Below are 12,655 nucleotides of genomic sequence, written 5' to 3' on the forward strand. Positions count from 1 at the left end.
GATCTGCGACGGTCGCCCCGTCGCGCAAGACGCAGTCGCCCCGTGCGGCGCGCACCACAACAAGGAGAAATCGATGCCCAAGCAGAAGACCCACTCGGGGGCCAAGAAGCGCTTCAAGCTGACCGGCTCCGGCAAGCTCATGAAGCAGCAGGCCGGTATGCGCCACAACCTCGAGGTCAAGTCCTCGAAGCGCAAGCGTGCACTGAACGCCGAGCAGGTGCTCGCCAAGGGCGACGCCAAGCAGGCGATGAAGCTCCTCGGCCACTGAGCACGGCCCCACAACGAACTCTTAAGGAAGAACTGAAATGGCAAGAGTAAAGCGGGCCGTCAACGCCCACAAGAAGCGTCGCGTCATCCTCGAGCGTGCCGAGGGCTACCGCGGCCAGCGTTCGCGCCTCTACCGCAAGGCGAAGGAGCAGGTCACCCACTCGCTCGTCTACTCGTACAACGACCGCCGCAAGAAGAAGGGCGACTTCCGTCGTCTGTGGATCCAGCGCATCAACGCGGGCGCCCGCGCCAACGGCCTGACCTACAACCGCTTCATCCAGGGCCTCGCGCTCGCCGGTGTCGAGGTCGACCGTCGCATGCTCTCGGAGCTCGCCACCAACGAGCCCACCGCATTCGCAGCGCTCGTCGAGGTCGCGAAGAACGCTCTCCCCGCCGACACCTCGGCGCCGAAGGCCGCGTAAGCGTCTTCCCTCTTTTCGAGAACCCCGCGGGCCTTCGGGTCCACGGGGTTCTCGCGTTTCGGCCGACGCGATCCCGCCCCGCGGGGCGTCAGGCTACCCTTGAGGGGTGAACGACACGATTCTCGAGAACCCCCGGGCCCCGCGAGTGAAGCGGGCGGCGGCGCTGGCACGCAAGAAGGATCGCCGGGAGCAGCAGCGCTTCCTCGTCGAAGGGCCGCAGGCGGTGCGCGAACTGCTCGCGCACCGGCCCGAGCTCGCCGAGGTCGTGTACGCGACCATGGGAACCGAGCCGTGGCAGCACGAGATCGACCGCCTCGCCTCCGACGCCGGGGTGCGCATCGACCGCGCCACCGACGAGGTGCTCGCGGCGATGGCCGACACGGTGCACCCGCAGGGCGTCGTCGCGGTGGCACGCATGCCCGAGACGGCGCTGTCAGGTGCACTGGCGGGTGCACGCCTCGTGGCGATCCTGCACGAGATCCGAGACCCAGGCAACGCCGGTACCGTGCTGCGCGCGGCCGACGCGGCTGGGGCCGACGCCGTCGTGTTCGCGGGGGAGAGCATCGATCCCTTCCACCCGAAGGTCGTGCGCTCGACCACGGGGTCGCTGTTCCATCTGCCGGTCGCCCTGGCGGATTCGCTCGCCGCCGCACTCGACATCGCCCGCACTGCGGGGCTCACGAGCTATGCCGCCGATGTGCACGGCGATGATCTGGTCGAGTCGCGCGCCGAACTCGCGCGCCCCGTCGCCTGGGTGTTCGGCAACGAGGCGCACGGCCTCACTGAGGCCGATCGCGCGCTCACCGATCGCGCGCTGAAGCTTCCCATCTACGGGGCGGCCGAGTCGCTGAACCTCGCGACGGCCGCCAGCGTGCTGCTCTACGAGACGGCATTCGCCCAGCGCGCCTAGCCTCGTCCGCCGCCGCCCCACCGCATGCGATCCGCCGGTGATGCGCCGCCCGATGAGTGCGCGGCATATCACCGGCGGATCGCATATGGAACGCCGGACGGTTCAGCCTGCGAAGAGCGAATCGCCCAGACGCTCGCCCCGATGGAAGCCCGGCAGGATCGCGAAGACCGCCGAACCCGTGTGCGTCACCCACTCGTTCATCAGGTCGGCCTCGTCCAGCCGCTGCTGGATCGGCACGAACTGCGTCAGCGGATCGCGCTGGTAGCACCCGAACAGCAGACCCGATTCGCCCCCGTCGTCGTAGTTCATCGCCTGGCGGAATATGCGCTCGACCGGGTCGGTCGAGTGCGCTCGGCGAATATGCGACGCGAGCGGGATGGCGCTCAACCCGAGGGAGTTCTTCGCATCGAAGTCGACCGGCGTGCGCTCGGTCGCGGTCTCCGCGGGCGCGCTGAGCGGAGACCCGTCGGCGAGGCGCCGACCCATCGACTGCTCCCGGCCCGGCCGATCGACCCGGTCCCAGGCATCGAGCTCCATGCGGATGCGCCGCAGTACGAAGGCGCTGCCTCCCTCGAACGGCCCGGCCTCGGACCCGAGCCAGACGAGCCCGTCGAAGTCGTCCTCGCCCGGAGCCGGGTTCACCGTGCCGTCGATCTGACCCATCAGGTTGCGCATGGTCGCGCCATCGCCCTCGGCACCCCGCGCCTGGCGGAAGCCGCGCTGGGTCCAGACCGGTCGGGCGAAGCCCGCCAGATCGCGGCCCAGCATGCGCAGAGCGTGCGAGACCGGCAGCAGGTCGTCGGCCTGAACGATGAGCAGCAGATCGCCGCCGTCGTACGCTCCGCTCAGCCGGTCGCGCGAGAACGCGGGCAGGGGAGCGAGCCAAGCGGGTACGTCGGCGCCAGCACGGGCGACGAACTCGGACCCGACGCCCACCGTCACCGTGAGGCGGGCGGGTCGTGCCGCGAGCTCGGGTTCCGGGTCGGCGAGCGGCCCCGCGCCCGAGGTCAGCCCCTCGATGTCATCGGTGAGTACGCGGAGCAAGCGCCCCAGAGCCGCCGCGTCGGTCTCGGGCAGCAGTGCGAACGCTGCGTAGACCGCATGAGCGGCGGGCCGGGTGGTGACCCCGGCCTGGTGCTCGCCGTGGCAATCGAGGGCCTCGCCGCCGAAACCGGCGAGGTCGCCGCCGGCCCCCGTGGAGGCCACCGTATCCGCCGTCGCCGCACCGCCGGGCGCCGGGGGAGCCGCGGCGTCGCGCAGTGCGCGCGAGCCGACGGCCCCTCCGGCTCCGAGCAGGGCCCCGGCACCGGCTGCGCCGATGCCGAGTGCCCCGCGTTTCAGCAGCGTGCGGCGGTCGACCTCAGTGCCCGCCATCGCCGGCGTCGGCGCTGTGCCCGCCGGCGGCCTCGTCGTAGCTCTCGTTCGCGCCAGCGTAGTCCTTCACCGGCACGGTGACGTCGATGCCGGCGCCATCACTGAAGACGATCGTGATTCTGACGTCGTCACCGGCGAGCAGCGGCTTCGTGAGTCCCATGAGCATGATGTGGTTCGCGCCGGGAGCCAGCTCGAAGCTCTGCCCGGCAGGGATCACGACGTCGCCCTCGATGCGCTGCATACGGCCGTCGGTGGTGACCTCGTGCAGCTCCGCGCTCTCGGAGGCCGAGGTCTCGACGCTGCTGATCGTCAGGTCCCGGTCGCTGTCGTTGTGCAGCGTGCCGAAGAGCCCCGTCATACTGCCGGTGTCTGCAGCTTTCGCCCAGCCGTCGGCCATGAACACCGAGGCGAGACGCAGCGACCCATCGCTCGCCTCGGACGGCATCGACGCCGCAGGGCTCTGCGCATCGTTCGTTCCGCCGCAGGCCGAGAGCAGCAGCGCGGCGGCGAGCGCGGCGCCGGTCAGTACGAGACGGCCCGCGCTCATGCTCGGCCGCCCTGCTCGTCGCCCGCGCCGGCCTGCGCATCGGCGGCCATGCCCCGGGCGCGGCGCCTGCGCCCCGCCGTCGCTGCGGCGATGCCGCCCGCGATGACGGCGGCGCCGCCTATGGCGACGGCGATGAGTGCTCCGACGGGTACGCTCGAAGGCTCCTCGGCATCGGCGGTCTCGCCGTCGTGGCCGTGCTCCTCGGAGCTCTCCGTCGCGGGAGCGCTCTCGGAGAGGGAGGCGGTGCCATCGGCGGCGACGACGAGGCCGAATGCGCCGTCGATCGGGTGGCCGTCGCTCGAGACGACGCGCCATGCGGCGCGGTACTCGCCCGGCGCGAGGTCTGCCGCGAGCGGCTGGGTCACCGCCGGGCCGGCGACCTGCGCGGGCCCGTCGGTCGCGTCGGCGCCGTCGGGCGACTCCACGATGAACTCGGTGCCGACCTCGACGATGCTGTTGTTGAAGCGGAGCTCGATGGCCTCCGGGGCGCCCTCGGCGTCGGCCACGAGGTCGGTCGCGATGAGCTCGTCGTGAGCGAGCGCGGGGGAGGCGGCGCCGAGGACCGCGGCGAGGCCGAGCGCGGCCGCGCCCGCGGCGCGCGCAAGACGATGCGATGCGGAGTGGCCGGTCGCGGGATGGGGCGAACGGCGGGGGGTCTGGATGGAAGTCATGCGTGTCCTGAGTTTCTCCGGGCGTGCCCGGGTCGATGCCGCCCGGGGCGCGCGCGATAGCGCGGCCGGGTCGGCTCGGAAGAGAGGGGATCGTGAATCAGAGCGCGATGCTCTGGGCGGCGGAGGGCGGGCCGCGGTGCGTGATGGCGGCGATGCCGAGCAGACGGTCGCGCAGCGCCGAGGGCGGCGCCGGCGAGAGCCGGGGCCGGGAGCATCGGGGAGCCGTCGGGGCGCCGAAGTCGAAGCGGGGAACCGCTGCGCGGCGCACGAGCCGCAGCAGGGCGAGCGCCGCGCGTTCCCCGCGATGCACGAGCGCGATGGTCAGCGCGGCGGCGACGGCGTGCCAGACCCACATGGCGGTGCCGGCCGCCGCGGGGGTCGCGGTCGGCGCGAACGATTGCAGCGCCTCGAGGTGCGCGGCGTGGAGCGGGATCGGAGTGCCGCCCGCAGGGGCGCCGGCACCGGCGCCGAGGCCCGCGAAGACCCAGTGGTAGAGGAACTGGGAGCCGCCGACCGCGACCGCGAGGCGCCAGAGCGAGGCGACCCGGCCCGCGAGCAGCACGCACAAGGGCAGCGAGAGCGTCGCGGTCACGAGCACGGCCAGCCCGGTGATCTCGCCGCCCGCGGCCGCGTGCGAGGTCGCGGCGAACAGCGTAGCGATCATCGAACCTGCGATGCCGCGCAGGGTGCGTACGGAACGGTCGGGGCCTGCGACCCGCGCCCGGCCCGTCAGGGAACCGCGCGGGCGCACGACAGCACGCGACCCGTTCATGCGGCCATCCTATCGATCGGGTCGGTGAGGATAGTGTGGAGACGCAGGCTCCCGGTCGCCCGTAGCGGGCGGGCGGACATCGAAATGAGGGTCGTGCGGTTCGGGGCCGGGGGTCTCGGCTGCACCGAAGAATTGCGAGGGCGGAACATGGGCGGGGGATCGAACATCGCCACCATCGACCTGAACGCCGATCTCGGCGAATCGTTCGGGCACTACTCCGTCGGCGACGATGCCGCCGTGCTCGAAGCCGTGTCGAGCGCGAACATCGCCTGCGGATTCCATGCGGGCGACCCGCACGGCATCCGCACGGTCTGCCGCCTGGCCGCCGGCCGCGGCGTCTCGATCGGCGCGCACCCCGGCTATCGGGACCTCGTCGGGTTCGGCCGCCGCCGCATCGAGTACGACCTGCACGAGCTCACCGACGAGGTGATCTACCAGGTCGCCGCACTGCAGGGCATCGCGGCGAGCGTGGGCGACCGCGTGCGCTACGTGAAGCCGCACGGCGCCCTCTACAACGCGATCGCGGTGCGAGAGGACGAGGCGCGGGCCGTGGCGCGCGCGATCACGGAGCTCGACGACGGGCTGCCGCTCATGGTGCTGCACGGCTCGGTCGCCGAACGGGTCGCGCGCGCGAGCGGACTGCGCACCGTCTCCGAAGCCTTCGCCGATCGCGGATACACGGCGCACGGCACGCTCGCCCCGCGTGGCGCGCCGGGCGCGATCCTGCCCGCCGACGCAGCCATCGCCCAGGCGGTGCGCATCGCGATCGAGGGGCGCATCGCCGCGATCGACGGCACCGAGATCGAAGTCGCTGCAGACAGCATCTGCCTGCACGGGGACAACCCGCAGGCGGTGCAGCTGGCGCACCGCATCCGCGCAGGGATCGAAGCCGCCGGCGTGCGCATCGCGGGCATCGGCAGCGGGGCATCGGGCTGACATGAGCATCCGCCCCGCGGCGCAGCACCGGGCCGTCGGCGACCGCGCCGTCATCTACGACCTGCCCGGCCTCGACCGGGTGCTCGAGTTCGCGGCCGTCGTGCGGGAGCTGGGAGTCTCGGGCGTGATCGACATCGTGCCGGCGAGCCGCACGGTGCTCGTCGTCTGCGAGAGCCGCGCAGCGGTGCGGGCGGTCGTTGCGGCGGTCGCCGGCGCGGGCGCGGCGGCCGGCGTGCGGGAAGCGGGCCGCATCGCCGAACGCCCGGGCGATGGCGCGGGCGGGCCGATCGTGCACGACATCGCTGTGCGCTACGACGGCGAAGACCTCGATGAAGTCGCCCGCCTCACCGGGCTCGGCCGCGAGGCGGTCGTCGCCGCCCACACGCGAACCGTCTGGCGCGCGGCGTTCGGCGGCTACGCGCCCGGCTTCGCCTATCTCGTGGGCGGCGACCCGCGCCTGCGAGTGCCCCGCCTCGACTCGCCCCGCACAGCGGTGCCCGCGGGCTCCGTCGCGCTCGCCGGCGAGTACTCGGCCGTGTACCCGGCCGAGGCGCCCGGCGGCTGGCGGCTGATCGGCCGCACGGACGCCCCGATCTGGGATGCGACGCGACCCCGCCCGGCGCTCATCGCGCCCGGCGACGGCGTGCGCTTCACCGCCGTGCGCGAGCGCGTCGATCTGCCTGCTCGCGACGGGCGGATCGCGCCCGAGGCACCGCCGCCCGCCGGGCCCGCCGAGCACGCCGCTGCTCCGAAGCCGGACGAGCACCTGCACGCCCCCGCCGCCTGCACCGTGCAGTGCACCGGCATGCTCGCGCTGCTGCAGGATCTCGGCCGGCCCGGCAACGCCGCGATCGGCGTCGTCGCCTCGGGCGCGCTCGACCGCGATGCCCTGCGTCGGGCGAACCGAGCGGTCGGCAACGCCGAGAGCGCGACCGCGATCGAGTTCCTGAACGGCGGCCTCGCGATCACGGCGGAGCGGCCGCTCGTCATCGCCCTCGACGGCGCCGAATCCGCCGCGCTCATCGACGGCGCCCGCCACGCGCCCTGGGGCGCAGCGTTCGCGCTCGGAACCGGGGAGACCCTGCGCATCGCCGCGCCCGAGCACGGCCTGCGCGGCGTGCTCGCGATCGCCGGAGGCATCGCGGCGCGGCGAGTGCTCGGCAGCGCCGCGCACGACAGCCTGTCGCGACTCGGGCCGCCGCCCCTCGCGTCGGGCGACCGCCTCGAACTCGCGGAGGACCCGGCCCCGGCGATCCCTGGTGAAACGACCGCAGCTCGGCCCGCGGCCACCTTCCCGGGCCGAGCTGCCCCTGCCTCCCCGCGGCGACCCGACCCGCGCCCCGTGCTGCGCTTCGTGCCGGGCCCGCGCGACGATTGGTTCGCGCCCGAGGCCCTCGCCTCGTTCGCCGCGCAGCGCTGGCAGATCGATTCGCGCTCGAACCGCATCGGGCTCAGGCTCGCGGGCGCCCCGCTCGAGCGCGCGAAACCGGGCGAACTGCCGAGCGAGGGCATGGTGCACGGTTCGATCCAGGTGCCGCCGAACGGGCAGCCGCTCGTCTTCCTCGCCGACCACCCCACGACCGGGGGCTACCCGGTCATCGGCACCGTCGTCGACGCCGACCTCGACCGCGCGGCCCAGTTGCGGCCCGGCACCGAGGTGCGCTTCGCCGCGGTGGACCCCGACGGCATCGGAGATCCGCTCGACGACGGCGCCCCGCCCGGGCCGGAGGCGCCCGAGCGCGTCGAGGTGGTGCTCGAGGTCGATGGGCGCAGACGCGCCGTCGTGATACCCGGTGCACTCGCCGCAGCCCTCGACGCCGCCGCGAGCGCGGGTGATCGGCGGCCCCTCGAGCTGATCGTGCGGCAGATCGTGCGCGCGCTCGAACGGGTAAGATAGAGCCTCGTGTCAGACACTCCTAGCACCCATCCGATCAATCAGGAAGCCGTCGAGGCCGCCGTCGAGGCCGCGCTCGCCGCATTCGCCTCCGCAGCGACCGTCGCCGAGCTGAAGGCCGCGCGCACCGAGCACTCGGGCGACGCCTCCGCCATCGCGCAGCTCAACGCGCAGATGCGGCAGGTTCCGAAGGACGAGAAGGCCGCGACCGGCAAGCTCATGGGCCAGGCCCGCGGCCGCATCGAGGGCGCCTACAAGGGGCGCGAGGCCGAGCTCATCGCGAAGGAGGCGGCCGAGCGGCTCGTCGCCGAGACCGTCGACGTCACCCGGGCGCCCGTGCGCGCCCGCATCGGCAGCCGGCACCCGCTCGCGCAGCTGCAGGACGAGGCCGCCGACATCTTCATCGGCATGGGCTGGGAGATCGCGGAGGGCCCCGAGCTCGAGCACGAGTGGTTCAACTTCGACGCCCTCGGATTCGACCCCGACCATCCGGCGCGCGCGATGCAGGACACCTTCTTCGTGGAGCCCGCCGACCGGCACCTCATTCTGCGCACCCACACCTCGCCGGTGCAGATCCGCTCGCTGCTGAGCCGCGAGCTGCCGGTCTACGTGGTGTGCCCGGGCCGGGTCTACCGCACCGACGAGCTCGACGCGACGCACACCCCGGTGTTCCAGCAGATCGAGGGCCTCGCGATCGACAAGGGGCTCACCATGGCCCACCTGCGCGGCACGCTCGAGCACTTCGCCCGCCAGATGTTCGGCGAAGCGGCGAAGATCCGCCTGCGCCCGAACTTCTTCCCGTTCACCGAGCCGTCGGCCGAGATGGACGTGTGGCAGCCGAACGCCAAGGGCGGCGCGCGCTGGGTCGAGTGGGGCGGCTGCGGCATGGTCGACCCGCGGGTGCTCGCCGCTGCAGGGATCGACGCCGACGAGTACCAGGGGTTCGCCTTCGGCATGGGTATCGAGCGCACCCTGCAGTTCCGCCACGACCTCAACGACATGCGCGACATGGTCGAGGGCGACGTCCGTTTCAATCGTCAGTTCGGAGGGCTGGTCTGATGCGTATTCCGCTGAGCTGGTTGAATGAGTTCGTCGCGCTGCCCGAAGGGACGACGCCCGAGTCGGTGCACGCCGATCTCGTGCGCGTCGGCTTCGAGGAGGAGGACATCCGCCGTTTCGATCTGAGCGGGCCCCTCGTGGTCGGCCAGGTGCTGTCGCGCGAGCCCGAGCCGCAGTCGAACGGCAAGACGATCAACTGGTGCCAGGTGCGCGTCGCGCCCGAGGGCCGGCAGGCCGCCGACGGGGGAGCCGACGTGCGCGGCATCGTCTGCGGCGCGCACAACTTCGAGGTCGGCGACAAGGTCGTGGTGACGCTGCCCGGCTCGGTGCTGCCCGGCGGCTTCGAGATCGCGGCGCGCAAGACCTACGGCCACGTCTCGGATGGCATGATGGCCTCGGCGCGCGAGCTCTCGCTCGGCGAGGATCACGACGGCATCATCGTGCTCTCGCGCCTCGGCCTCGACCCCGAGGTCGGCGCGTTCGCGCTCCCGCTGCTCGGCATGGACGACAGCGCGGTCGAGATCAACGTCACGCCCGATCGCGGCTACGCCTTCTCGATCCGCGGCGTCGCGCGCGAGTACGGCCACTCGACCGGCCGCGACTTCACCGACCCCGCCGGGCTCGTGACCCCGGCGACGCCCGAGGGCTTCCCGGTCGCGCTCGAGGACGCGCAGCCGATCCGCGGCCGCGTCGGCGCGACCGGCTTCGTCGCCCGCGTCGTCACCGGCATCGACCCGTCGCGACCGACCCCGCCGTGGATGGTCGCGCGGCTGCAGCTCGCGGGCATCCGCTCGCTCTCCTTGGCGGTCGACATCTCGAACTACGTGATGCTCGAACTCGGCCAGCCGCTGCACGCCTACGATCTCGCGAAGCTCGACGGCGGCATCACGGTGCGCCGTGCGCAGAGCGGCGAGACGCTCGTCACGCTCGACGGCAAGGAGCGGGCGCTCGACCCCGAGGATCTGCTGATCGTCGACGGGTCCGGCCCGATCGGCCTCGCCGGCGTCATGGGCGGGGCGTCGACCGAAGTCGGCGAGAGCACCGTCGACGTGCTCATCGAGGCCGCCGCCTTCGACCCCGTGTCGATCGCGCGCACCTCGCGCCGGCACAAGCTGCCGAGCGAGGCGTCGAAGCGCTTCGAGCGCGGCGTCGACCCGCTCGTCGCGCGCGCCGCGGCGCAGCGCATGGTCGATCTGCTCGTGGAGCTCGCCGGCGGCACCGAGAGCGCGCTCGGCGCCGAGATCGTCGAGCCGCGCGAGCCGCAGCAGGTTTCGCTGCCGATCGCCCGCGTGAACGGACTCACCGGTGCCGACTACACTGAGGCCGAGATCCGCTCCGCCATCGCGATGATCGGCTGCGAGGTCGCCGACGGCGCCGACGGCGAACTGCTCGTCGCGCCGCCGAGCTGGCGCTCGGACCTGTCGCGCGCCGCCGACCTCGTCGAAGAGGTCGCCCGCATCGTCGGCTACGACCGCATCCCGACAGTGCTGCCGGTCGCGCCCGCCGGTCGCGGTCTGACCCGCGAGCAGCGCCTGCGCCGCCGCGCGGCGAACTCGATCGCGGCCGCCGGTCTCGACGAGGTGCAGAGCTACCCGTTCGTGTCGCGCGCGCAGCTCGACGCCTTCGGCGCCGGGGCCGAGGAGGGCGAGCCGGGCGAGCAGGTCGCCGCGATCCGCCTCGCGAACGCGCTCGACAGCGAGCACTCGTTCATGCGCCGTTCACTGCTGCCGGGCCTCGTCGGCGCCGCCCAGCGCAATGTGTCGCGCGGAGTTACCGATCTCGCGCTCGTCGAGTTCGGTTCGGTGTTCGTGCCGGCGGAATCCCGGCTCGGCACCGACTTCGTGCCGCCGCTCGCGGAGCTGCCGAACGACGAGGTGCTCGCCGAACTGAACGAGTCGATCCCCGACCAGCCGCGCCGCGCCGCCGGCCTGCTGCTCGGCGACGCCGTCGCGAAGCAGCCGGGCACACCGGAACGCGAAGCTGACTGGGCCGACGCGCTCGATGCGGTGCGCGCGATCGCTGCCGCCGTTTCGGCCGAGATCGTGGTCGCGCAGGGATCGCATCGCGCCTTCCACCCCGGCCGAACCGCGGAGATCTCGGTGCGCGTCGCGAACGACGTCGAGGGCGACGAGGGCGGCCTCGAAGTCATCGGCGTCGCCGGCGAGCTGCTGCCCGAGCTCGTACAGGGGCACCACCTGCCGGGCCGCGTCGCGGCGTTCGAGCTCGACCTCGAGCGTCTGATCGAGCTCGCCCCGCGCGAGCCGCAGCCGGCACCGCTGTCGAGCTACCCCGCGGCGACACAGGATCTGACGCTCGTCGTCTCGGCCGACATTCCCGCCGGAGACGTGCTCGCCGTCGTGGTGGCGGGTGCGGGCGAGCTGCTCGAGAGCGCCCGCATCGTCGACGACTACCGGGGGCAGGGCATCGTCGAGGGCGAGAAGGCGTTGACCTTCGCCCTGCGCTTCCGCGCCGCCGACCGCACGCTGAAGGCCGAAGAGGCGAGCGAGGCGAAGCTCGCGGGCGTCGCCGCCGCCGAGACCGCGTTCGACGCGCACCTGCGCGAGTAGCCCGCCGACCCGATGCGCTGCCAGGGGCGCCGGTCGGGGGAGCCGGGATTCCCGGCGCCCCGACCGGCGTTCTGCACGAGCGCCTCGTGGCCTGCAGCTCCCTTCGGTGCCGGTGCCGGAACCTGCGACGGCGCCGGACCCGTTGCCTGAACGGCCGCTCCGAGCGCCGGCGATGGCTCTGCCGTTTCGGGCGATTCCGTGCCACTCTGGAGGGAGAGCCGGACGAAGGGCAGCGATCATGGGGCAGCAGCGCATCACACCGCACATCTGGTGTCACGGGAACGCCGAAGAGGTCGGGGCGTTCTACGCCTCCGTGCTGCCGAGCACCCGGTCGAGGATCGAATCGCGATATCCCGAGACGGGGCTCCTCGACTCCCAGCGACCGCTCGCCGGCGAGCCGCTCACGGTGGGCGTCGACATCGACGGCTACCGCCTCGTACTCATCAACGCCGGCGACGAATTCACCCCCGGGCCGTCGCTGTCGTTCGTGCTGAACTTCGATCCGCTCATGTTCGGCGGTGACGAGGCCGCGGCCCGTGCCGGCCTCGGCAACATCTGGCGCGAGCTCGCGGAGGGCGGCAAGGAGCTCATGCCGCTCGGCGAATACCCGTTCAGCAAGCGCTACGGCTGGGTGCAGGATCGATTCGGCGTGAACTGGCAGCTCATGCTGACCGACCCGGCCGGCGACCCGCGCCCCTTCGTCATCCCGGCGCTCATGTTCGACGGCGCGGCGCAGGGGAGCGCGGCGCAGGCGGCCGACGCCTATGTCGCGCTGTTCGCGGGCACCCCGGGCGGCTCCGAGATCGGCCACCGCATGCCGTACGGCGAACCCACGGGCAAGGCGAGCGGCGAAGCTCTGGCATTCGGCGAGTTCCGCATCGGCGAGCAGTGGTTCATGGCGTCGGACAACGGTTCGGGGGTCGACTTCGGCTTCGACTGCGGCGTCTCGCTCGAGGCGACATGCGACGACCAGGCCGAGATCGATCGGCTCTGGGAGGCGCTCTCGTCGGAGCCGCGCGCCGAGCAGTGCGGCTGGGCGCAGGATCGCTTCGGGGTGAGCTGGCAGATCGTGCCCGCGCACCTGGACCGGCTCCTCGAGCGGCCCGGCGCCTACGACAGGCTCATGCGGATGAAGAAGATCGTCATCGACGAGCTGTGATCCTGGCGCGGAGCACTCCCGCGTCGGCTCCCACTGATCGGCTTTTGTGTACGCAATTTCCTGATTCACGCCAAAAG

12 protein-coding genes are annotated in these 12,655 nt (G+C 72.7%); 8 read left to right on the plus strand and 4 right to left on the minus strand.

Annotated elements, in window-relative coordinates:
* Window positions 1-73 precede the first annotated feature (73 nt).
* The 3 genes from rpmI (at window position 74) to NHL51_RS06810 (ending at window position 1,599) form a co-directional block, all read left to right on the plus strand.
* Window positions 74-268, plus strand: coding sequence for a 50S ribosomal protein L35 (gene rpmI / locus NHL51_RS06800; RefSeq protein WP_434142657.1), 195 nt, complete (start codon window positions 74-76; stop codon window positions 266-268).
* A 37-nt stretch (window positions 269-305) separates the two neighbouring features.
* Complete coding sequence (gene rplT / locus NHL51_RS06805) at window positions 306-689, plus strand: 50S ribosomal protein L20 (protein ID WP_434142658.1); 384 nt, start codon at window positions 306-308, stop codon at window positions 687-689.
* Window positions 690-795: 106 nt separating this feature from the next.
* Window positions 796-1,599 carry a TrmH family RNA methyltransferase gene (locus tag NHL51_RS06810; protein WP_434142659.1) on the plus strand — a complete coding sequence of 268 codons (804 nt, stop codon included), beginning with the start codon at window positions 796-798 and terminating at the stop codon, window positions 1,597-1,599.
* Window positions 1,600-1,701: 102 nt separating this feature from the next.
* On the opposite strand, the gene NHL51_RS06815 is transcribed toward NHL51_RS06810, so the two are convergent.
* From NHL51_RS06815 to NHL51_RS06830, 4 genes are all read right to left on the minus strand, one after another.
* The gene (locus NHL51_RS06815) at window positions 1,702-2,973 is read right to left on the minus strand and encodes a Dyp-type peroxidase (protein WP_434142661.1); all 1,272 of its coding nucleotides are present in this window, start codon (window positions 2,971-2,973) and stop codon (window positions 1,702-1,704) included.
* Window positions 2,960-3,520 carry a copper chaperone PCu(A)C gene (locus tag NHL51_RS06820; RefSeq protein WP_434142662.1) on the minus strand — a complete coding sequence of 187 codons (561 nt, stop codon included), beginning with the start codon at window positions 3,518-3,520 and terminating at the stop codon, window positions 2,960-2,962. The genes NHL51_RS06815 and NHL51_RS06820 overlap by 14 nt, the downstream gene beginning before the upstream one ends.
* Window positions 3,517-4,191, minus strand: coding sequence for a copper resistance CopC family protein (locus NHL51_RS06825; RefSeq protein ID WP_434142663.1), 675 nt, complete (start codon window positions 4,189-4,191; stop codon window positions 3,517-3,519). The genes NHL51_RS06820 and NHL51_RS06825 overlap by 4 nt, the downstream gene beginning before the upstream one ends.
* Before the next feature lie 97 nt (window positions 4,192-4,288).
* Window positions 4,289-4,963, minus strand: a complete 675-nt coding sequence (locus NHL51_RS06830) for a hypothetical protein (protein WP_434142664.1) — start codon at window positions 4,961-4,963, stop codon at window positions 4,289-4,291.
* A 147-nt stretch (window positions 4,964-5,110) separates the two neighbouring features.
* On the opposite strand from NHL51_RS06830, the gene NHL51_RS06835 reads away from it, so the two are divergent.
* From NHL51_RS06835 to NHL51_RS06855, 5 genes are all read left to right on the plus strand, one after another.
* The gene (locus NHL51_RS06835) at window positions 5,111-5,899 is read left to right on the plus strand and encodes a LamB/YcsF family protein (protein ID WP_434142665.1); all 789 of its coding nucleotides are present in this window, start codon (window positions 5,111-5,113) and stop codon (window positions 5,897-5,899) included.
* A gap of 1 nt (window position 5,900) precedes the next feature.
* Window positions 5,901-7,796: a 5-oxoprolinase/urea amidolyase family protein gene (locus NHL51_RS06840; protein ID WP_434142666.1), complete on the plus strand. Its 1,896-nt coding sequence runs from the start codon at window positions 5,901-5,903 to the stop codon at window positions 7,794-7,796.
* Between the two features lie 6 nt (window positions 7,797-7,802).
* Window positions 7,803-8,852 carry a phenylalanine--tRNA ligase subunit alpha gene (pheS, locus tag NHL51_RS06845; protein ID WP_434142667.1) on the plus strand — a complete coding sequence of 350 codons (1,050 nt, stop codon included), beginning with the start codon at window positions 7,803-7,805 and terminating at the stop codon, window positions 8,850-8,852.
* Window positions 8,852-11,419, plus strand: coding sequence for a phenylalanine--tRNA ligase subunit beta (pheT, locus tag NHL51_RS06850; RefSeq protein ID WP_434142668.1), 2,568 nt, complete (start codon window positions 8,852-8,854; stop codon window positions 11,417-11,419). The genes pheS and pheT overlap by 1 nt, the downstream gene beginning before the upstream one ends.
* 238 nt (window positions 11,420-11,657) lie before the next feature.
* A complete protein-coding gene (locus tag NHL51_RS06855) occupies window positions 11,658-12,578 on the plus strand; it encodes a VOC family protein (protein WP_434142669.1) in 921 nt (306 codons plus the stop codon).
* Window positions 12,579-12,655: the final 77 nt, after the last annotated feature.

This window comes from Leucobacter sp. gxy201 (genome assembly GCF_051043335.1).
Classification (GTDB): domain Bacteria; phylum Actinomycetota; class Actinomycetes; order Actinomycetales; family Microbacteriaceae; genus Leucobacter.